The sequence below is a fragment of the Modestobacter lapidis genome, assembly GCF_054780755.1.
In genome coordinates this window covers 1-20052 of record NZ_BAAGVS010000036.1, presented here as the reverse complement: position 1 = coordinate 20052, position 20052 = coordinate 1, and the positions used below count along the sequence as shown (strand labels likewise).

Annotated in this window: 20 protein-coding genes; 6 read left to right on the top strand and 14 right to left on the bottom strand. The window is 65.8% G+C overall.

Going from position 1 to position 20052, the window contains the following annotated elements:
• Positions 1 to 17 precede the first annotated feature (17 nt).
• The 7 genes from ACYVG5_RS20990 to ACYVG5_RS20960 all read right to left on the bottom strand — a co-directional run bounded on the left by ACYVG5_RS20990 (position 18) and on the right by ACYVG5_RS20960 (position 8263).
• Positions 18 to 1394, bottom strand: coding sequence for a tyrosine-protein kinase domain-containing protein (locus ACYVG5_RS20990; protein WP_222050526.1), 1377 nt, complete (start codon positions 1392 to 1394; stop codon positions 18 to 20).
• A 386-nt stretch (positions 1395 to 1780) separates the two neighbouring features.
• On the bottom strand, positions 1781 to 2893 hold the full coding sequence (locus ACYVG5_RS20985; RefSeq protein WP_460683514.1) for a glycosyltransferase: 1113 nt from the start codon (positions 2891 to 2893) through the stop codon (positions 1781 to 1783).
• Positions 2883 to 3932, bottom strand: a complete 1050-nt coding sequence (locus tag ACYVG5_RS20980; RefSeq protein WP_222050528.1) for a glycosyltransferase family 4 protein — start codon at positions 3930 to 3932, stop codon at positions 2883 to 2885. Before ACYVG5_RS20980 ends, ACYVG5_RS20985 begins: the two co-directional genes overlap by 11 nt.
• 11 nt (positions 3933 to 3943) lie before the next feature.
• Positions 3944 to 5023, bottom strand: coding sequence for a glycosyltransferase (locus ACYVG5_RS20975; protein WP_222050529.1), 1080 nt, complete (start codon positions 5021 to 5023; stop codon positions 3944 to 3946).
• Positions 4995 to 6215: an oligosaccharide flippase family protein gene (locus ACYVG5_RS20970; RefSeq protein WP_222050530.1), complete on the bottom strand. Its 1221-nt coding sequence runs from the start codon at positions 6213 to 6215 to the stop codon at positions 4995 to 4997. The genes ACYVG5_RS20975 and ACYVG5_RS20970 overlap by 29 nt, the downstream gene beginning before the upstream one ends.
• The gene (locus tag ACYVG5_RS20965; protein WP_460683515.1) at positions 6215 to 7258 is read right to left on the bottom strand and encodes a glycosyltransferase family 4 protein; all 1044 of its coding nucleotides are present in this window, start codon (positions 7256 to 7258) and stop codon (positions 6215 to 6217) included. Before ACYVG5_RS20965 ends, ACYVG5_RS20970 begins: the two co-directional genes overlap by 1 nt.
• Before the next feature lie 72 nt (positions 7259 to 7330).
• Complete coding sequence (locus ACYVG5_RS20960) at positions 7331 to 8263, bottom strand: glycosyltransferase (RefSeq protein ID WP_222050532.1); 933 nt, start codon at positions 8261 to 8263, stop codon at positions 7331 to 7333.
• Positions 8264 to 10144: 1881 nt separating this feature from the next.
• Between ACYVG5_RS20960 and ACYVG5_RS20955 the strand changes: the two genes are divergently transcribed.
• Positions 10145 to 10693: an acyltransferase gene (locus ACYVG5_RS20955; RefSeq protein WP_222050533.1), complete on the top strand. Its 549-nt coding sequence runs from the start codon at positions 10145 to 10147 to the stop codon at positions 10691 to 10693.
• Between the two features lie 219 nt (positions 10694 to 10912).
• Here the strand turns inward: ACYVG5_RS20955 and rfbA are convergent, their stop codons facing one another.
• Complete coding sequence (gene rfbA / locus ACYVG5_RS20950; RefSeq protein ID WP_222050534.1) at positions 10913 to 11776, bottom strand: glucose-1-phosphate thymidylyltransferase RfbA; 864 nt, start codon at positions 11774 to 11776, stop codon at positions 10913 to 10915.
• 121 nt (positions 11777 to 11897) lie between these two features.
• Here rfbA and rfbB point away from each other — a divergent pair, with 121 nt between their 5' ends.
• The 3 genes from rfbB (at position 11898) to ACYVG5_RS20935 (ending at position 15498) form a co-directional block, all read left to right on the top strand.
• A complete protein-coding gene (gene rfbB, locus ACYVG5_RS20945; RefSeq protein WP_222050535.1) occupies positions 11898 to 12893 on the top strand; it encodes a dTDP-glucose 4,6-dehydratase in 996 nt (331 codons plus the stop codon).
• A complete protein-coding gene (gene rfbD / locus ACYVG5_RS20940) occupies positions 12890 to 13786 on the top strand; it encodes a dTDP-4-dehydrorhamnose reductase (protein ID WP_222050536.1) in 897 nt (298 codons plus the stop codon). The genes rfbB and rfbD overlap by 4 nt, the downstream gene beginning before the upstream one ends.
• A 206-nt stretch (positions 13787 to 13992) precedes the next feature.
• A complete protein-coding gene (locus ACYVG5_RS20935) occupies positions 13993 to 15498 on the top strand; it encodes a sugar transferase (RefSeq protein ID WP_222050537.1) in 1506 nt (501 codons plus the stop codon).
• 107 nt (positions 15499 to 15605) lie between these two features.
• Here ACYVG5_RS20935 and ACYVG5_RS20930 read toward each other — a convergent pair whose 3' ends face one another.
• The 5 genes from ACYVG5_RS20930 to ACYVG5_RS20910 form a co-directional block, all read right to left on the bottom strand.
• Positions 15606 to 15971 (bottom strand): hypothetical protein, encoded by a 366-nt coding sequence (locus tag ACYVG5_RS20930; protein WP_222050538.1) that lies wholly within the window; start codon positions 15969 to 15971, stop codon positions 15606 to 15608.
• A complete protein-coding gene (locus ACYVG5_RS20925) occupies positions 15968 to 16429 on the bottom strand; it encodes a hypothetical protein (RefSeq protein WP_222050539.1) in 462 nt (153 codons plus the stop codon). Before ACYVG5_RS20925 ends, ACYVG5_RS20930 begins: the two co-directional genes overlap by 4 nt.
• A gap of 105 nt (positions 16430 to 16534) precedes the next feature.
• Positions 16535 to 17275: a GAF and ANTAR domain-containing protein gene (locus ACYVG5_RS20920; RefSeq protein WP_222050540.1), complete on the bottom strand. Its 741-nt coding sequence runs from the start codon at positions 17273 to 17275 to the stop codon at positions 16535 to 16537.
• A gap of 93 nt (positions 17276 to 17368) precedes the next feature.
• The gene (locus tag ACYVG5_RS20915) at positions 17369 to 17800 is read right to left on the bottom strand and encodes a hypothetical protein (protein ID WP_222050541.1); all 432 of its coding nucleotides are present in this window, start codon (positions 17798 to 17800) and stop codon (positions 17369 to 17371) included.
• On the bottom strand, positions 17797 to 18264 hold the full coding sequence (locus ACYVG5_RS20910) for a hypothetical protein (protein WP_222050542.1): 468 nt from the start codon (positions 18262 to 18264) through the stop codon (positions 17797 to 17799). Before ACYVG5_RS20910 ends, ACYVG5_RS20915 begins: the two co-directional genes overlap by 4 nt.
• A gap of 190 nt (positions 18265 to 18454) precedes the next feature.
• On the opposite strand from ACYVG5_RS20910, the gene ACYVG5_RS20905 reads away from it, so the two are divergent.
• The gene (locus tag ACYVG5_RS20905) at positions 18455 to 18778 is read left to right on the top strand and encodes a DMT family transporter (RefSeq protein ID WP_222050543.1); all 324 of its coding nucleotides are present in this window, start codon (positions 18455 to 18457) and stop codon (positions 18776 to 18778) included.
• A gap of 47 nt (positions 18779 to 18825) precedes the next feature.
• Here ACYVG5_RS20905 and ACYVG5_RS20900 read toward each other — a convergent pair whose 3' ends face one another.
• Complete coding sequence (locus tag ACYVG5_RS20900; RefSeq protein WP_222050544.1) at positions 18826 to 19428, bottom strand: dTDP-4-dehydrorhamnose 3,5-epimerase family protein; 603 nt, start codon at positions 19426 to 19428, stop codon at positions 18826 to 18828.
• A 222-nt stretch (positions 19429 to 19650) separates the two neighbouring features.
• Between ACYVG5_RS20900 and ACYVG5_RS20895 the strand changes: the two genes are divergently transcribed.
• A partial coding sequence (locus tag ACYVG5_RS20895) for a hypothetical protein (protein WP_460683513.1) occupies positions 19651 to 20052 on the top strand: 402 nt, incomplete at its 3' end.

Sequence of the window (20052 nt, the reverse complement as noted above, 5' to 3'; positions counted from 1 at the left end):
ACGTGCGGGGGCGATGGTCAGTCGCGCTTGGTGGTGCGGTCGGCGTCGTAGCCGTAGCTGTAGCCGTATCCGTAGGCGGAGGTGATCTCCGCCTTGGTGGGCACGATGTTGAGGATGACGCCGAGCGTGCGGGCGCCGACCCGGTCGAGCGTCGCGCGGCTCTGCTGCAGCTGCTCCTTGCGGGTGCTGCCGTAGCGGATGGACAGCACGACCCCGTCCACCATGACGGCCAGGCCGCTGGCGTCGGCGACTGGGAGCAGCGGCGGCGCATCGATGAGCACGAAGTCGTTCTTGCCGCGCAGATCGTCGATCAGCTTGAACATGTGACTGGAGGCCAGCAGCTCACTGGGGTTGGGCGGCGTCGGGCCGGCCGCGATCACCGAAAGGTTGCCGTCGCCGTGCGGCTGCAGGACATCCTCGAGCTCAGCACTCCCGGCCAGGATGTTGGTGAGCCCGGCCCCGCCGACCATGCCCAGGTAGCGGGTGACCCGGGGACGGCGCAGGTCGCCCTCGACGAGGGTGACCTGCCGGCCCGTCTCAGCGAGCGTCAGCGCGAGGTTGACGGCGACGGTCGTCTTGCCCTCGGACGGGACGGCACTGGAGATCATGATGACCTTCGGCGGCTCATCGACGTTGAGGAACTGCAGGTTCGTCCGCAGCTGGCGGTATGCCTCGGCCGTTCGGCTCTGGCTATCACGGTCGATGGTGTGCTGAGTTTGCAGTGCCTCGTCACGGAGGATGACCCCGACGATCGGGGCCGCAGCCAATTCGGAGGCCTCCTCCGCATCACGGACGGATCGGTCCAAGCGGGTCCGTGCAATCGCTAAGGCGCACCCAATCAGCAGACCCACGATAAGGCCCAGGGCCACATTCTCCAACGTCTTCGGAGAACTGGCTGTCGCAGGCAGCTCCGGACGATCCGTTACCGTCACCTTGACCGGCGAAGCTCCCGACGCCGGCGTTTCCAGCAGTCGCACCAACTCCACGAACTCATCACCGAGCGTTTCCGCGATCGCTTGCGCCCGCTCTGCGGAAGAGTCGCTCACAGCGACATCGATGAGTACGGTATCCGCAACAGTTGACGCCGTGATTTTTCGCGCTAGCTCGCTATTGGACATCTCCAAGCCGAGCCTATCAACGACACGGCCTGCCATCTCCTCACCCGTCAGCAACTGCGAGTACGACGCAACACGCTGCTGCGAGAACTGGCTCCCCTGGAAAACGTCGGACGTACTACCCGAACCCGTCGTCGAGACGAAGAACTGCGTCCGAGATGTGTACTGCGGCGTCTGCAACAGGCTCAGGACCAACGCCACGACCCCGCCGACAACCAGACCCGCCGCTGGGAGCCACCAGCCCCTCCGCAGCGCCACCAACACGTCTCGGGCGTCCATCGCTTCCTCGTTCCTGAACGGTCTGGCGGATCCCTCGGAGGCTGCACATTAACCAGGCGACCGAGACATCCTACCCAAAGGCAGGCCTATCCCTCGCCAGCCCACGCCCTAGAAACCTACTCACACGATCGCCCTCGGCGAGTCGAATGCATACCATGACCTCGACCGGGCCCAACCGAACAGCCATGAGGAATCCAAGCCACACATCCCGCCGATCGGCCACAGCGAACCACCAAAGGCGGCAGTGGACGACGGCGACCCCTACATCACCACCACCGCGGCGAGCCCCCTCCTTCTGATGATTGTCAGCAGGGATGAGGAGAAGCACCACCGGCGCGCCCACATCGCGCCCCTGTGGGCCATCCACACGCGAACCGAACGCGGGATCACATCCCCATTCCCGGATAGCCCTCGATGGCACGTTCTAGACGACCTTCTAGGATCGCGGTCTGACGATAAATGTCAAACTTTTCCCGAGCGAGCGCGTTCGCGCGCCACGCAAGTTCATTCCTGAACCTGGCCGATTGATCCAGACGCCGAAGCGCGGAGAGGAGTCCGACCGGGTCGCCTTGTTTCACCAAGAGCCCAGACTCCCCATCGTGGACGAAGTCCGCAGTGCCACCGTTATCGGTGGCAACGATTGCCGTACTCACTGACGCAGCCTCTAGAACCACGGTCGGCAATCCCTCGGCATCGCCTGAGCGCGCTGTAACGCTCGGAAGAACCAGCACATCCGCATCAGCGATGGCTGCCCTCGTGCGGCGATTCTCCAGCCGGCCAGCAAAGGTGACCACCTCCTGAATGCCAAGCCTCAAGGCTTGCGCTTTCAGTGAACCCAGCATTGGCCCATCGCCAATGACGGTCAGCCGAAAGCTCCCTCCGCCCTGCTTCCACAGCCCCAGAGCATCGAGCAGTATAGAGGTCCCCTTCTTCTCCACGAGTCGAGCTACATGCACGAGTCCAAGGGGAAGTTCTCCTGAACGCTTGCGCTCAGGAACCCCTCCCTCGACCCGCACACCAACATGGTGCACTCGTACGATCTCGCTCGGACACCCCAAAGCAAGCGCCTGATCACGAATGAAGCTTGAGACAGCCAGGAATTGTGCACCCGACGACCACAAACGATCGCGAGTGAAACCGTAGCGAACGAGGTTCGGCCTACCAGAGCGCACCAAAGACCAAGAAGATCGGGTGACGTCGAACCCGTGCAGTACCACGAAGCACGGAGCGCCTATCGCCTTGGCTAACCGAATCCCGATGTCAGCATCCACCCCAAAGTGCACAAGGACGGCGGCGCCCTGGCCGGAATGCACGAGCTTTTCCGCCCCCCGCGCCGTTGTTGTGTCGAAGGCGTGACCAGGTGTTGGCTCTCCAACCACACCGCCCACAAGGATAGGCGCGAACTTGCGGAAGGCAGCCGCCTGCTCATAGATGAACGTTTCGCTCGGCCGGAACAAGTCACGTCGAACTACGAAGAGAGCATGGGGCCTACTGGACATCGTGTCGCCGTTCCTCACTTACACGCCGCAACACCTGCACGTAAGCATCCACACAGGCGGACATCGTAAATCGTCCTGGCAGGCTCGTCCGGTCGAGGTCATCGACTAGCGTGTCCGACCACGCGCCGGCCTCCAACGGCAACACTTGGATGCCCGAGGCGGCCAGTGAAGGCGGTGCCGCGACTCTTGTTGCTACGATCGGCGAGCCCACTGACAGAGCCTCTAAGAGCGAGATGGATAGCCCTTCTCGGCGAACACCAGGGAATACGACCGCCTTGGCTTTACCCATCAACGCCAATACCTCAGCTCGGTCAATATCCCCCAGGAAGCGAACTCGGGCCCCCAAGTTCGCGTCTTTAACTTCCAATCGCAATGCGGCGTCCTCGGGTCCACTCCCAGCAATAACCAACGCCGGGCCGTCGTCAGGCAAACGCTGCATTACCTGGAGCAGGAAGTGTACGTTCTTATCGGCGGCCAACCGTCCGACATAGAGGAAGTAGTTAAGACTCTCGGGTAAACTAGAGATCGACCGGGCCTCACGTTCCGCCCCGACCGACTCCACACCGTTTGGTATTAGGATCGCGTCACTGCGGCAATAGGGCCAGTTAGCGAGCGATTCTTGAACCTGCTCACCCACTGACACCACGACCGACGCTCGCCGCCATCTGCGCACATCCAACGGTAGAAGAAGCAACCGCTTCAGCACGCGTGCAACGCCAACCGCCGACTTCGATGCCGCGAACGCAGACATCAACTCCATCATGCCCGTTCCGTGACAAGCCGTGACGATAGGCAGAGGAGAACGCTCCAGCCCTCGCCCAGCATGGCTCACGCTAATTGCAACGTCATACCGCTCGGACCAAGATTCCGAACGGGCGCTGCCGGAGCGCGCGGATCTAGGCGCCCGCCCCATGGACATGACTTCCCCCTCCAGTAGCCAGTCCACGGTGTGACCTCTCGCCCTGAGCGCGGTCGCGAGCGAATCGGTGAAGACTTCCATTCCGCCGCGTTGCGGAGTGAGCATGTTGCGTTTGCTCACGAAGAGGATTCTCATGCCAGCACACTTTCGATAACTGCCCGCATGGCATCAACATGACGACTTACGGAGAACCGCTCTGCCGTCGCAGCCACGCCTCCCGCATTATAGTTAGTCTCCACGACATCGCTAATCGCTTGACCCAGGGCGTGGACCTCCGCCGCAACGAGCAATCCATTTTGCCCTGGCAGGACGGTTTCGCGATATCCCCCAGCGTTAATCGCCACAGTTGGCGTACCTTCCAGCGCCGCTTCGACCGGCGTCAGACCGAAGTCTTCCTTGGCGACCGCGAGCAAGCATGCGGCCCGTCGGTATAGCCACGCTAAGACTGGATCGCTCACCCTACCGAGCCCAAGTATGTTGTCAGCTGTGTACCGCTCACTTCCGGAGCCGACTACGACCAACGGCATACGGATGGACTCGCAAGCCTCGATGGCGAGACCCACCCCTTTATAGGCACGATCCCTGGCGATAACGAGCGCGAATTCCTCAGGCAGTATCTCCTTGGGTGGCATCAAAGTTTCGGAGACCGGTAGCACCGGCGGATGAACGATCGGCGCATCGCGCCCATAGGCTTCCTTGATCCGTCTTTGCGACGACGTCCCATTTGCGACTAAAGCCGCAGCGCGGGCTGCGCCCCTCCTATCGATGGAACTTAGCAGTGGCGTACCCAGAGCCAGCATGCTTCTAGTAAGCACGCCACGCCCCTGCAAGTAGTCCTCAGACGCATACAGCCACCTAGCGGGCGTATGAAAATACACCACCATGGGCACCTTCGTAGTAAGAAGATGGGCGAACCCGCTCGAGCTGACGAGCACCACGTCGTATTCGTCCGGTACACGGACAGACCGAGCTAGCCACGGGAGTAGCGGCGCAGCAATCTCGAGGCGTCCCGCAACCGCGCGTCGAGCCCGTCCATGCAACGGTTCCGATATAGCGATTCGCTGCGCAGCCAAGTCTCGCGACCGCACGTCCGACGAGACGAGGGTATAGACCCGATCCGCGGGGAACGTCTTCAGCCATGTCTCGACAACGCGTTCGGCGCCACCCCACTGTGTGAAATAGTCATGCGCGATGGCCAGCTCTCGCTCCAACAGTCGTCCTCTCAAGAGTCACCAAGCACCCAGCAACTATGCAGCCACCCAGCGACGCGATCACCGAGACAACCGCAACTTCTACCACTTCGGCGCCTCCTCGGATCATGAACAGGCCCACTGCACTCAAAGCCATGGACGTCAAGTAGGCGGATGACGCCCTACCGGGATGCCCCTTTCCGCTTAGCCACGCCGCCAAACCCGCCATCAAGACGTTCAGTACGGTGCCTGTCGCTAAGACTCTGGTTGCCCCGACTGACGGTACGAAGTCTTCTCCGAAGAAGACCGGGACTATCCAGCTCACGATCACCCCCAAGACAAGACAAAGCAGAGCGGCACAGCCGACAGCCAGGCCCACCTGCCTGATGGCCGCTGAGAATGGCTGGCCCCCGCCGGCCTGCTGAAAGACGTTCCGGTACAACACTGTGCCGAGCACGAGTGGTACTTCCGCGAGCGTCACCGCGACTGCATAGAATCCCAAAACTTCGAGATCCGCGATGAGTGGCAACACCGCCTGATCGAGCCGCGCGTTCGCGCTGATGGCGATCGATCCAAACCACGCCGCCCCTGCATATCGCCAGGCTGCGCCTCGGGCCACGTGCGTGATCGCGGCATCATGCGAGTGGTGCCCAATTCCACGTCTCCAGAGCACCATGCTCCCTATGAGACCGCTCAAGGCTAATGCGCCCGCGACGAGGACTCCATCGGCAACTACCAGCAGCCAGAGGCCAGCGATCGTCATCAGCCGCAGAAGAGCCTGGGCAACGCGTTCAGCGTCCAAGGTTGACATTGCCCCGAGGCCTCCGAGTACGCCACGCCGGAGGTTGATTACCGCTCCCAGGGTAACAGTCGCGTGTACCACTAAGAGCAACCATATCGGCGCGCCAAGGCCCCGCAAGACAGCAACATCCCAGATCGCCAGCGCCAGAAAGGCGATCCCTCCCCCTGCCAAGCTCAGCGGCAATAGGACGCGCACCACCGCTCGGGCGCTGACACCGCGAGCGACGAAGTACGTGGCAGCGGCGGGCGCCCCAAGTGCGGCAAGGCCCTCTACCAGGCTCAACGGCTGCTGCACCGCGGCAAGGACGCCCCGGCCCTCCGGGCCCAGTAATCGGGCGAGCAGGGGTCCGGTAAGCAATCCGACCAACGGCAAGGCGGCATACGCGGAGACACTGCGTGCCAGTTTGAGCATCAGATCACGGACGCGCTAAGCGCTTCGGACCACACGGTTGACCATGGCCTCGAACGCGCCCGCGCTCTTCCAGTTGACGCGATCTTCGCGGTAAGCTTTGGATTAACCAACAGACTACGGAGCGCCTTGGCCAAGGCCTGCGCGTCATTGCGAGGGATGATTACAGCCGCCCCTTCGCAGAGTTCGGGTATGCCACCGGTATCCGTTGCTACTAGCGCCGCCCCGGCAGCCATAGCCTCGTAAATCGTGAGAGGGCAGGGGTCCGGCCAGATGGAGGGAACCACAGCAACTTTAGTCGCCGCGAAATGCTCAGCGACCTCAGCGGGATTCTGCCGCCCTACGAAGCTGACCTCCTGAGGTAAGCGCCCGGCCAAGGCGCGTAACCTCTTCTCGTAATCTGTTAGAGCTTCCGATCCGTGAAACCAACTAGCGCCGATCAGTTGAATTCGCAGCGAGGATCCCAGATCTCCGAGGTATTCGAGCGACTCGAGAAGGACGTGAGGTCCCTTCTCCTCACTCATGCGCCCAACGAACGTGATGTCAATTGCGCGATCCCTGTTAGGGAAACGCAGCGGATTGACGCCGTTCAAGACGGTGGTGGTCTTCCCTGCTGGTATACCTGTTCGCTTGACAAGGTCGTCGCGGATGTAGTTGCTCACGCAGATCACATGATCGAAATCTGCCAAGCGACGCTGAGCGATCCTTGCTCGGACCCCATTGAGAATCCGGTTATGCACGTATAGGACCAGCCTACTGCGCGGGAATAGGCGACGTAGCGCCGCTCCCGTCCATGGCTGGTTGTGCGCAATCACCAAGTCCGCGTACTGCCCTATGCTTGATCTCGGTGCACTACCTAGGCGTCGGTAATCGGGGGAGGCTCCGATTGTCCACCTGGATGCAGTTACGGCACGACCAAAAATTCCATCTAGGGGTCGCTGACTCCACCCAATCGCATTTTCAATAGTCACGGGCTGACCTTCCCCGCCGACGATTAAGCACTCATGCCGTTGCTCAATGGCCGCGTCCGCTAGAGACCGGGCCACAGTCAGTATGGCACTCCCGTTCTCCAGCGTGAGAGGATCGGACGGACTCACAAAATGGATTATGAACACGGGTCACGCCTCGAGGTGTGCGGCAAGAGTCGCTTCGATCTGCCTTATCCGGCGCTCCCAGGAATGCCCCTCGGCATGCGACTCTGCTGCACTGATTTGCATGCCGTCAACTTCGATATGTTGCTCCACGAGCTGAATGAAATGACCTACGTTAGTGCCCAGGCTGACGCCTTCAGTGTCGCGCAAGGACGGCAACGCCGTCGAAATCACCGCAAGTCCTGAAGCCATGTACTCGTAGACCTTCATCGGTAGCACGCCGCGCGTGTAAGCATTCAACTCGTAAGGGATGAGGCCAACAGTGCACATCCTCAGCAATCTCGCCAGGTCACGCTGCCCTAGGTTGCCTAGGTATTCGACATTCGAATGACCGAGTAGGCGAGAGAGCTGCTCGTCACGCCGGGAGCCATCGACTGATATGGGGCCGGCTAGACGCAGGGGAACCTTTTCGGCAACGGCGAGCAGGATGGCTACGTCGACCTTGCTCTTAGTCAGATGGCCCGCAAATACAGCAGTCGGGTGGCGACCCGCCTCGTCTGGACGACAACGAAACAGCTCAACATCCGCCACGTTCGGCCAGTACTCAGGCGTGCCACCAAGGGAGCTCAGATGTGAATGGACGACGGGACTACTAGCGGCCGTTGCGTCGGCCCGGACAACCTGCGCAGCTTCAGCTCGCAGAAGCGCCCTTCTTGGTAGGCCCTCGATCTCGTGTAGGAGGTCGACCGAGTGGTAGAGGTGCACTTTGAATGCCGCTTCAAGCCCATAGGTGATCGGTGAGAAGCTATAGAACGCCTGCCGTTCATCCGTCGGGATCTTCGATAGTATGACGTGACGGGTAATGGCTCGATTAATCCATCTCGCTAAGCGGATGCCGTGGAACGGAATGACGATAGGTCGTATTACATGCACGCCGTCCTGGAATGCCGGACTACCCAACGCCGGTCCCTGCCGCCCCTTGCGTAGTCGGCCTAGCATTCGACGAAGGTCCCCGAAGTTGAGCCGTGGCGATCGCAGTCCCAACGACTCGATGTAGTGAACCCGGTGTCCTGCGGCGGCCAGTCGGCTCGCTATATGCTGCTTATTCGTCCACACTGCTGCATTGTAGTCAGCGGTAGAGAGGATGGTTATCGCCGTTACCATGTCTGTCCCTTACGTTTCGATGGCGGTCGACCATATAGGCTCCCGCGTAGACCAAAGCGACTTGGAGTGCGTTGCTTACGTCGAACGGGTCTCCAGCGAGTACGAATCGCAGTGCGAGATATAGACCAACACTAGCGACGAATAAGTGATGCCCGAGACGTTGGACTGCGAGCCGCGTTGCAATCGCGAAGGCGGCCAACACTACTGCGGCGCCGATAACCGTGCCCGTGAGCAATATGCCATACCCAGGGCCACTCAGGAAAATCCCGCTGGTGCTTAGACCTAGGTGGCGTTGACCTATTTCACTTCCGAATATTTGCGGCTTATCCGGCCAGACGGCCCGTGGGATGAAGTTTCCTATGGCCATTAACGGTGACCACCATGGAGCGCGAACCCCCGAATCCGCCAGTGCGGCCGACAGTCGAAGGCCCTCCACTGTATCGAATCCAGAACCAAATACGATTGCCACTGGATCTGAGACGGTAATTCGGATCGCCTCGTACAGCCCCGTCTCCCGTCCGCTGCTGACCGCGCCTCGCCATAACGACAATGCGCTCAGCACCACGACTGCAACTGGCGTGAGCAAGCCTAATGCTAGGATGTGTTTCCGACTTCCCTGCAGCAGCCTGATAGCGACAGCTGCCACTACGAGCAACAGCGGGCTTCGATTGCCCGACGTTATAAGCACACCGAGAAGCGCCAAGTCCACGAATAGGCGGAGCTTGGACTCCCAGTGCTTATTCAACAGTCCCACGGCTATGGCGGCAGGGATGCACCAGTACAAGAGTGACTGAATGCCGGCTCCGGTTTCGGTCGCTCGCGTAGAGAACGCGGTCGAGCGACTCGTCGCCAAGACCTGCATAGCGGCCAGAATGGCCGGGACTAGAAGGATCGTGTGCGTCGACTTGCGATCAGGCCGGGACGTCCTAAGATCGCATTCTGACTGGCGGCGCCCAATTGCAGAGACAATGGTGCAAGCGAGTGCGCTTACTAATAGCACGTTGGCCGCTTGACCAGTGCTATGCAGAGTCACGAGACTTGACAAGCCGAACGAGTGCAGCTTCGAGCTGTTCGGGTTAGAAAGAACGTTCAAAGTCGCCATAGCACAGGCCAGGAACATGGCGCCCAAGCCCATATCCACAACGCCGACGGGGGCGCGGCGCATGATCAGTTCTGACCTTGCGCGCAGGCTGCCCTGCACGAGCAGTGTGGTCGAAAGACCTATTAGGATGCCTAGCCGGCCTCCAAACGGCGCGCCTGCCCACCAGAGAAGCGCAGCTGACGTGGCAGAGAGAGTGGCCACGACCAGGATGTACGAGGAGTAGCTGAGGCCGCCAGGCTGCGGTCGTTCCAGGCTCCCAACTTGAACCGATCGGCGACCATGGCGTTCGCTAGCTGCCTCCGCGGACGTGGCCACGGGTCGGCTATGTCCGCCGCGCCTACCGGCAGCAGGGCGCATCGCGCTTGCAACTAGGAAGCATGGGCTTAGGATATGCGGCGAGGACGAACGCTGCCAGGGGCGCCCTCGAACTGGGAGGATCGGGCTCGTTTCGCCGGGAAGCGACCTGCATCGAGAGGGTGGGGTGTTATGGCCTTCAGCCGGGAATGCCTGGGGTGGGCAACCGGTCGGAATGAAGGGTGGAGCGATATGGCCATCCGAAAGCCACTGGTAAAAGCATGACCATAGCTACGAAGTTCTGGTTTGCTGGATTCCACTTTAAGAACCTTTCGCGAGGACTTATTCTTCGAGCGAAGATCGCCGCGTGGGGCGGGAAGGCGGGCGGCAGCCTAGGGGTCGAGCCGAGGCTACGGTTGCGTTGGCCACCGTCGCGCTCGTGGCAAATAGGTCGAGGTGTTCACATTGCCACCAATGTCGTTATGGATGTGTGGCCGAAAGCCAGCCTGGTCATCGAGGATGATTGCACGATTGGGGCAGGATCGGTAGTCGCCGTCAGGGAGGGCGTCACCATTGGGGCTGGGACGAGGATTGCGGAGCTGTGCTCTCTGCAGGATGCCAATCATGTCGTTAGCGAGAGTGGAGTAACCTCGCGAATGGTTGCCAGTCCGATTCGCATCGGTCGGGGGGTGTGGCTAGGCCGGGGCGTTGCCGTTCTAGCTGGTGTCAATATCGGTGATGGCGCGGTCATTGGTGCGAATGCCGTCGTTCGTGCGGACATCCCAGCAGGGTCTGTTGCGGTCGGAGTGCCCGCCCGTGTGATCAACTAGACCATCGACCTTCCATGCTTGATCGAGCAATGGCCGATCTGGCGTGCCGTTAGGGGTGCTAGTGGCCTAGCCTACGGGTCCACGCGGGATACATCTCCTTCTAGCTGTTCTACTTAAATGGTGGCGCGCAGAAAAGCAATGGTAATGCGCCGCTTGGGGTCTATCGCGGGGCAGTGCCTGAGCTGAGTCGCGATGTCGTTCTCCGTCTATCCAGAACGTCTAGCCGTCCAGAAGTTGGAGCATGTAGCCGCCATAGCCGCTCTTCGCGAGCTGCGTACCGGTCGCACGCAGCTCTGCATCGTCCAGCCAGCCGTTGCGCCAGGCGACCTCCTCGATGCACCCGATCTTGAGCCCCTGTCGCTCCTCCACCACGGAGACGAACTCTGTGGCTTGCCGCAGTGACGCAAAGGTTCCCGTGTCCAGCCAGGCGGTGCCACGGTCAAGCACCGTCACGGTGAGCCGGCCCTGGCGCAGGTAGTGCTCGTTGACCGCGGTGATCTCCAGCTCGCCCCGAGCACTGGGCGTGATGCCGGCGGCCACCTCGACCACGTCGGGCCCGAAGAAGTACAGCCCCGGCACGGCGTAGGAGCTCTTCGGCCGGGCCGGCTTCTCCTCGATCGACAGCACCCGTCCATCCGGGTCGAACTCCACCACGCCGTACTCCTGCGGATTCGCCACGTGGTAGGCGAACACATGCCCACCGTCCGGCTCGGGCAGCCGGGACAGCGCCGTCCCGAGGCCCGCGCCGTAGAAGATGTTGTCGCCCAGCACTAGCGCGGCCGCGTGGCCGTCGAGGAACTTCTCGCCGATCAGGAACGCCTGCGCCAGCCCCTCGGGCTCCGGCTGCACCGCGTACTCGATCCGCATGCCCAGCCGCGAGCCGTCACCGAGCAGGTTGCGGAACGCCTCCTGGTCGCCCGGGCAGGTGATCACCAGCACCTCGCGGATGCCGGCCATCATCAGCGTGGAGAGCGGGTAGTAGATCATCGGCTTGTCGTAGACCGGCATGAGCTGCTTGCTCACGCCCAGGGTGATGGGCCACAGCCGGCTACCGGTTCCCCCGGCGAGGATGATTCCGCGCATCGGCCGACCGTAGGTTCGCCACCCTCCCCCGGCGCCGCGTCACGGCCGCGCCTCACTCCCCGGGGTGAGACCCGGCCCGGTGAACCGCGCCGAGCGCTCCCGATGGCTAGCGTTGTGCACCATGCGAGTACTGGTCACCGGCGGCGCGGGCTTTATCGGCTCGCACTACGTGCGAACGATGCTCACCGGTGGCTACCCCGGCTACGAGGACGCCGAGGTGACCGTCTTCGACAAGCTCACCTACGCCGGGAACCTCGCCAACCTCGCACCCGTGGCCGACAACCCGCGCTACCGCTTCGTGCAGGGCGACATCTGCGCGCCTGCCGACCTCGACGCCGCGCTCCCCAGGCACGACGTCGTGGTCAACTTCGCCGCCGAGTCGCACGTCGACCGGTCGATCACCGGCGCCGCCGGCTTCGTGCTCACCAACGTGCTCGGCGCCCAGCAGGTGTTCGAGGCCGCGCTGCGCCACGGCGTCCGCCGGGTCGTGCACGTCTCCACCGACGAGGTGTACGGCTCCATCGACGAGGGCTCCTGGACCGAGAACCACCTCCTCGAGCCCAACTCCCCCTACTCCGCGGCCAAGGCGGGCAGCGACCTGATCGCCCGTGCCTACGCCCAGACCTACGGGCTGAACATCTCCATCACCCGGTGCAGCAACAACTACGGGCCCTACCACTTCCCCGAGAAGGTCATCCCGCTGTTCGTCACCAACCTGCTCGACGGGCACAAGGTGCCCCTCTACGGCGAGGGCGCCAACGTGCGCGACTGGTTGTTCGTCGACGACCACTGCCGCGGCATCCAGCTCGTCGTGGACCACGGCAAGGCCGGGGAGTTCTACAACATCGGCGGCGGCCGGGAGCTCTCCAACAAGGAGCTCACCGCGCAACTGCTCGACGCCACCGGCCGCGACTGGTCCTACGTCGAAAACATCGTCGACCCCCGCGGCGGCGGCCACGACCTGCGCTACTCCGTCGACTACGCCAAGACCGCCGCGCTGGGCTACGCCCCGCGGATGACCTTCGAGGACGGCCTGGCGCTCACCGTGCAGTGGTACCGCGACAACCGCGCCTGGTGGGAACCGCTCAAGGCCGCCGCGGCCACCGCCCGCGCATGAGCGAGCGCATCTCCTGGCTGGTCACCGGCGCCAACGGCCAGCTGGGCACCGACCTGCAGGCGGTCCTGGCGGGCCGCCCCGATGACCGGGTGGCCGCGCTCGGCCGGGCCGACCTCGACCTCACCGACGAGTCCGACGCCCGGGCCGTCGTCCGCGCCTGGCTGGCCGACGCCCGCGCCCGCGGCAACCACCCGATCCTGCTCAATGCCGGGGCCTACACCGCCGTCGACGCCGCGGAGACCGACGAGGCCGCCGCGATGGTGGTCAACGGCGAGGCCCCCCGATGGCTGGCCGAGGAACTCGCCAACCGCGGCCGGCTGGTGCACGTCTCCACCGACTACGTCTTCCCCGGCGACGCCACCACGCCGTACCGGGTCGACGACGAGCCGGCACCGCGCACCGCCTACGGCCGCACCAAGCTCGCCGGGGAACGCGCGGTGGCCGCGGTCGGCGGCGACGCCGTCGTCGTGCGCACCGCGTGGGTCTACGCCACCCACGGCAGCAACTTCGTGCGCACCATGCTGCGGCTGGAGTCCGAGCGCGACACCGTCTCCGTCGTCGACGACCAGACCGGCACCCCCACCTGGTCGCACGACCTGGCCCACGGGCTGGTCGCAGCGGCCCTCTCCCCCGCCCGCGGCCTGCTGCACGCCACCAACACCGGCGCCACCACCTGGCACGGCCTCGCCCGGCTGGTGTTCGAGCTCGCCGGCGCCGACCCCAACCGGGTGCTGCCGACCACCACCGACGCCTTTCCCCGCCCCGCACCCCGGCCGGCCTACTCCGTGCTCGACCTGGACAGCTGGGCCGACGCCGGGCTTCCTGCCCTGCCGCCCTGGGAGACGTCGGTGCGTGCCTGCCTGGCCGAGCTGGGCGTCGCCTCCCCCGCCTGACCGCGCTCGCGGCCACGCCCTGCCCCGGCCGACGCGATCGGCACCGGAACTACTGAGTGCGGTCGGCAACCAACCCTGGGACACTGTCCCGGGCGGTCCGCGATCGCCAGTACTGCGCCAACGGGGGAAGGCCGCACGTGACAGTTCCAGCTGGGCAGCCAGGCGCGCGCGCCGGTCGCTGTCGCGCCGCGGCGGGGACGTAGCGCATGGCCTCGATCGACCTGGTCGACCGCTCGGGCGCACAGTCCGCGGGCGAGGGCTGGTTCCGGTTCGCGCCCGGCATCCGTGGCGAGGGAACGGCGGCCCGGCGCGCCTGGCAGCCGGCCTACGTGCGGCGCATGGTGCTCCTCGACGTGCTGTGCGCCGCCGTCGCCGCGGCCGTGGGCTACGTCCTCTGGTTCGACTGGGCCGAGACCGGCCGGCCGGATCCGCCACTGTGGATCGCGGTGTTCCTGCCGCTGGTCTGGCTGCCGGCCCTGCTGATCGCCCGCACCTACGAGAAGCGCTTCCTCTGGGTGGGCGTGGAGGAGTACCGGCGGGTGCTCGCGGCGGTCGTGGTGCTGCTGGCCGCCGTCGGCACCGCCACCCTCGCCCTCGACGTGGAGCTGACCCGGGGCTTCGTCGTCGTGGCGCTGCCGCTGGTCGCCGTCCTGACCCTGGCGCAGCGGCTGGCCCACCGGCACTGGCTGCACCGCCAGCGCCGGAAGGGCCGCTACCAGCAGACGACGCTGCTCGTCGGCCACGGCCGGGCCGTGGCCGCTCTGGACGAGCAGCTGAACCGGGCCACCGACCGCGGCTACCGGGTGATCGGCTGCTGCCTGCCCGCCGACCAGCAGTCGCCGGTCTTCGACGCCTTCAACGGGCTGCCGGTGCTGGGCGGGATCGACGACGTCGCCGAGGTGGTGCTGCGGTTCGAGGTCGACACCGTAGCGGTGCTGCCCAGCCAGGAACTGGACGGCCACACCCTGCGCAGCCTCGGCTGGCAGCTGGAGGACACCAACGCCGAGCTGCTGGTGGCGCCGGCGATCACTGACGTCGTCGGCCCGCGGGTGCACATCCGGCCGGTCGCCGGCCTGCCGCTGCTGCACATGGAGCGCCCGGAGCTGACCGGGCTGCGCCGGTTCACCAAGAGCTGCGTCGACCGCACCGCCGCCCTCGTCGGGCTACTGCTCCTCGCCCCGGTGCTGATCGGCATCGCGCTCGCGGTGCGCACGACGAGCGCTGGGCCGGTGCTCTTCCGCCAGCAGCGGATCGGCCACTGCGGCGTGCCCTTCACGATGCTGAAGTTCCGCAGCATGGTGCCCGGCGCCCACAATCTGGTGCAGGAGCTGGCCCCTGAGAACGACGGCAACGGCGTGCTGTTCAAGAAGAAGGACGACCCGCGGGTCACCCGGGTGGGGAAGTTCCTGCGCCGCTACTCCCTCGACGAGTTGCCCCAGCTGATCAACGTCGTCCGCGGGGACATGTCGCTGGTCGGGCCGCGGCCGCCGCTGGGCACCGAGGTCGAGCTGTACGGCGTCGACATGCGCCGCCGGTTCCTGGTCAAGCCCGGGCTCACCGGCCTCTGGCAGGTCAGCGGGCGCTCCGACCTCTCCTGGGACGACTCGGTGCGCATCGACGTCCGGTACGTGGAGAACTGGTCGCTGGCCTACGACTTCATGATCCTGTGGAAGACCGTCGGCGCGGTGCTGCGCGGGTCGGGGGCCTACTGACGCCCTCCGAAACCGCGGATGCGCTGGACTCGCCGGCGACAACAGGCGCCGGTAGGGCGGCCTTCGGGTCATGGCTTCTCGCTGCAGACCCGTCACGTGGGCGCGGTTCAGGCCTCCGTGCCCTTGGGGTGGCCCGGCTCCGCGCGCTCGATCAGCACCGAACCGGCTTTGCTGCCGGACATCGCGTGGTCGACGAAGTACCAGATGCGGCCACCATCACTGATCTTGTACTGCCATCGGTCATACGTCACGCCGGCGTACGTGCCCGTCGCGTAGTCGCCCTGAAGTCGATACTGCCGCTGAGTCTCGACCTCCGGGTGCGCAGTCAGGCGGTCGAAGGCGTCGACCACCGCGTTCCGCACGGCGGCGAGGCAGTCCTGCCAGCCCTTGACAGCCTCCCGGCTGCAGAAGACGAGCTGGTACTCCGTCTTCTTCGTCGGCCTCGGAACCGCATCGTCCCGCTTGCGAGTCACGCGTGGCGGGGGTCGGACACGGACTCGGGCTCATCGAGGTAGGTCAGATCTGATCCATCCGCCGTGACGGAGGGGTCCGCGTACGCCGCCGCCGTGGCCTGCCAGGACTCGAGGAGGATGCCGAGTCGATCGAAGCTGTTCACAGAGGCGCATGCCCGGGCGAGCCGCAGGAACGACTTCAGAAACTCGCGCCGCTGCTCCAGCGGGAGGAAATCGATCCACGGGAAAGCGTCACCCAGGTTGTCGACCATGCGGTCAGCTACCTCGTCGTCGAGGGATGCGCCAAGCAGCTGAGCAAGCGCCGAGACCGCCTTGGCTTCACCGTCGACCTTGTCAGCTCTGGACAACCGCAGTGATGCAGCTCCCCGACGCGTCAGGACCACATCACCCTTCTCCAAGTCGGCGATCACTTGGGTAGGGGTCTGGACGAACTGCGAAAGCGTCCGGGTCGTGGTCATGAACTCAGTGTTCTGAACTAGTTCTGAACTGTCAAGCGCGCTAGGCATGACCGGCCCCGCCGACACGACCCACAGGAGGCGCTACCGGGCGGGTACGCAGCGCCGTCAGTCCCGGCGCCGACCGGCGGTGGGAACGGCACCGGTGTCGGTGAGCTCGAAGGCGATGTCGACGAGCTTCCGGTTCAGGTCCTGCGACGCGCGGGTCAGGAAACCGAAAGCCTGATCGGCGGTGATCTTGTGCCGCTCCATGAGGATGCCCTTGGCCTGCCCGATGACGTCCCGGTTGGACATCCCCGTGCGCAGGTGCTGCTCGTGCTCGGCGCCGGCCAGGGCCACCGCGGCGTGGCTGGCCAACATCAGCCCGATCTCCTGGCTCTCGTCGTCGAAGGCCCCGGGCGCAGCGGCGTAGAGGTTCAACGCGCCGAGCCGGTCGCCCTCGACGAACAGCTGGAAGCAGATCATGCTGCCCACGCCCATCCGGAAGGCCTCGGCCGCGAACTGCGGCCAGCGGCGCTCGGCGCCGACGTCGTCGACCCGGACGATCTCCTGCGTCCACACCGCGTCCAGGCAGGGGCCCTGCCCGAGGCGACTCTGTAGGCCGTCGACCTCCCTGGGCAGGTCGCTGGTCCAGGCCCGTGGTTCCACCTTCGAGCGGCCGATCACGTAGCTGATACCGCACTGCTCCGCGTTCGGGACCGTGGCGACGGCCGACGCGGCAATGGCCTGCAGGGTGGCCTCCACGTCGCAGTGCTCCTCCTGGAGCTGCCGCGCCACGCGGCTCATCGCGTCCCCGAGGCTTCCTCCGGCTCGCCCCTCGCCGCTGTCGTCGAGCTGCTCAGCCGTCATGCGGTCAACCTACTCATCGGGAACCCCGCCGCCGGGGCCGTTCCCGGCGCAACGGCACCGCGGCTACCTCGGCCGGTTCGCACTCCCCGTGGGTCATCCGCCCTCCGGAGCCGGCCGGATGGCGTCCAGCACGTCCTCGTGGGCCGGGCAGGTCTCACGCTGCTCCTCGCTGAACAACGAGCCCTCCTGGCCGGTCTGGAACAGGAAGCGAACGCCCTGCGGATCGTTGTTCGCCCTTGCCCTCGCCGCCAGGTAGACGTCGGCACACACGGTGCTCTCACGCTCCTCCTCCTGCTCCTGCTGCCACGTGATCGACTGCTCTTCAGCACGGTGGCCCGCCGATTGCTCGTTGATCGCCGCCCCACTGGCGTAGCCGGTTATCCCGATGAGCAGCGCCGCGATGCCGTTGACCAGCGCAGCGCGAACGTTGCCCGATCGCCCGATACCGGCCGCGGTGACCTGAGGATCGACGGGCGGCGCCGCGTTCCTCGGCGGCTTCGCGGTCACTCGCTCGCGGAGGCTCACGGGAGGTCACCGCCGCTCGCGCCGACGGCTTCCCGGAACTCGTCGAAGGCCGCCCTGAGCCGCTCCGCGGCCGCCTCGTCAGGGCCGAGGCGGCCCAGGAGATCGCGGGTCTCCGCGCGCGCCGCCTCGACGTCCACGTCGTCCTTGCGCAGGTAGCCGGAGCTGAGCTCGGTGGTGAGTTGCCTCAGGTCCTCGGCCGCCGCCATCGCCGCACCCGACCGGTCGAGCTGTTCCTCCGTGCGCTCGTCGTCCGCCACCTGCGCCACGAGCCGGAGGGCCATGCCCATCAGGCCGAAGACGGACGCGGCCAGTGCGACGGCGGGGCCGGCGTCGTCCCACAGGCCCGAGTCGTCCACCTGCACCAGGGCAATCGCACTCGCGGCTCCCAGGACCACGAGGAGCGCCGCGATCGCCGCCAGCAGGATGGCGACCAGGCCGACCGCCGGGGATCGTCGACTGTCCATCCGGGCCCCCTGCTCGTGCTCGGCCTCATGCTGGCCGCCTTCGGCCGCGCTGGAAAGAGGCCTTGGGCTCCGGAACCAGGCGTACCGGGTCGCCCAACCCGGGCCTTCGTTACCGTCGTCACGCAGCATGGCTGTGGCGCCGTGCCGGCCCGGCCGGCGCACGGGGACGTACGAACTGACGAGGAGTTCCGTGGCCTACCTGCTGCTGGCCTGCGCGATCGCCGCCGAGGTCGTCGCGACGTCGCTCCTGCCGCGCACGCACGGCTTCACCGCACCCGGGCCGGCCGCGGTCGTCCTCGTCGGGTACGGGCTGTCCGCCTTCCTTCTCGCCCAGGTCGTGCGGACCCTCCCGGTCGGGGTGGCCTATGCGATCTGGTCGGGCATGGGAACGGTCGCTGTGGTGGGAATCGGAGCGGCTTTCCTGAACCAGCCGCTGACGACCGGGCAGGTGGCAGGCGTCGCCCTGGTCGTCTGCGGCGTCGTCCTGCTGAACCTGAGCGGCGCCGCGCACTGAAGGGTGCTGGGCTGCCGCGGGAAGGCTCCGCCGCCGGCGCGGCCGAGTCAGCCGGCGCGCAGCTCCGCGTACCGGGCCGAGCACTGCTCCATCGTGGGCAGCAGCCCCTGCTCGCGCGCCTGCTCGAGGGTGGGGGCGGCCAGGTCCTTGGGCGACAGCTCGAACTCGATGTCGGCCGGCCACGGCAGGCCCAGCGCCGGATCCAGCGGGTGGACGCCGAACTCGCGCCCCGGCGAGTAGCCGGTGGACACCAGGTAGGTCACCGAGCTGGCGTCGGCCAGCGAGACGAACGCGTGCCCGAGCCCCTCGGCCAGGTACACCGCCCGCGGCTGCTCACTGTCGAGCACCACCGCGTCGTGCGCCCCGAACGTCGGCGAGCCCACCCGGACGTCGACCACCACGTCCACCACCTTCCCCGCCGGGCAGTACACGTACTTGGCCTGCCCGGGCGGCACCAGCGCGAAGTGCACCCCGCGCAGCGACCCGCGCGCCGAGACGCTGTGGTTGGCCTGCGCCAGCGTCAGCCCGAAGCCGGCCACCTCGGCCAGCACGTCGGCGCGGTACCACTCGGTGAACCGGCCGCGGGAATCGCCGTGCGGCACCAGGTCCAGGACGTAGCTGTCGGGGACGGCGAGCTCACGGATCTCCACCGGTCGCACGCTAGTCGAGCGCGCCGGGCGTTCCCGCGGGAACGCCCGGGCGGACGGTTCCGCGGAACCGTCGAGGCGGTCACGGTCGGGTCGCAACACACCGGGACGGCGTCGCCCTGGCGTGTCGCAGCATGACACGCCGTAACCAGCTGGGCACACATCGCCAGCCGAACTACCTTGCTGTAGTCCGCACGGACGCGGACACCATCGGGGGGAAGCACCTTGTACGACGCAGGACCTGGGCCGGAGACCACCGGCCGGCACCGCCAGCCGCACGTCCTCTCCTCGCAGCCCTCCGTGCCGCCGGCCCGGCACCGGGCCGCCGAGCCCGAGGCGTTCGAGCCCGCGTCGTTCACGGACGAGCCGTTCTCCTACGCGCCGCTCCCGTACGAGCCGCTGTCGTACGAGCCCCTCCCGTACGAGCCGCTCCCTGCCGACCCCGCCCCGTACGAGCCGTCGATCGCCGCGCCCGTCCGGAAGCCGAGCCCGCGCGCCCGCACCTCGCGCACCTCTCGCACCCCGGCGCCCGTCGCGCCCGTCGCGCCCGTCGCGCCCGTCGCGCCGGAGCAGGCCCCCGACCAGGCCGCAGCACCCCGGGCCGCGGCGCCGGCCACCGCCCCGCCC

Coding starts and splice junctions, on each gene's coding strand:
- ACYVG5_RS20910 (WP_222050542.1), bottom strand. CDS start 18,264: ATGGACAGTCGACGATCCCCGGCGGTCGGCCTGGTCGCCATCCTGCTG.
- rfbA (WP_222050534.1), bottom strand. CDS start 11,776: ATGCGCGGAATCATCCTCGCCGGGGGAACCGGTAGCCGGCTGTGGCCC.
- rfbD (WP_222050536.1), top strand. CDS start 12,890: ATGAGCGAGCGCATCTCCTGGCTGGTCACCGGCGCCAACGGCCAGCTG.
- ACYVG5_RS20990 (WP_222050526.1), bottom strand. CDS start 1,394: ATGGACGCCCGAGACGTGTTGGTGGCGCTGCGGAGGGGCTGGTGGCTC.
- ACYVG5_RS20985 (WP_460683514.1), bottom strand. CDS start 2,893: ATGTCCAGTAGGCCCCATGCTCTCTTCGTAGTTCGACGTGACTTGTTC.
- ACYVG5_RS20955 (WP_222050533.1), top strand. CDS start 10,145: ATGACCATAGCTACGAAGTTCTGGTTTGCTGGATTCCACTTTAAGAAC.
- ACYVG5_RS20935 (WP_222050537.1), top strand. CDS start 13,993: ATGGCCTCGATCGACCTGGTCGACCGCTCGGGCGCACAGTCCGCGGGC.
- rfbB (WP_222050535.1), top strand. CDS start 11,898: ATGCGAGTACTGGTCACCGGCGGCGCGGGCTTTATCGGCTCGCACTAC.
- ACYVG5_RS20925 (WP_222050539.1), bottom strand. CDS start 16,429: ATGACCACGACCCGGACGCTTTCGCAGTTCGTCCAGACCCCTACCCAA.
- ACYVG5_RS20970 (WP_222050530.1), bottom strand. CDS start 6,215: ATGCTCAAACTGGCACGCAGTGTCTCCGCGTATGCCGCCTTGCCGTTG.
- ACYVG5_RS20920 (WP_222050540.1), bottom strand. CDS start 17,275: ATGACGGCTGAGCAGCTCGACGACAGCGGCGAGGGGCGAGCCGGAGGA.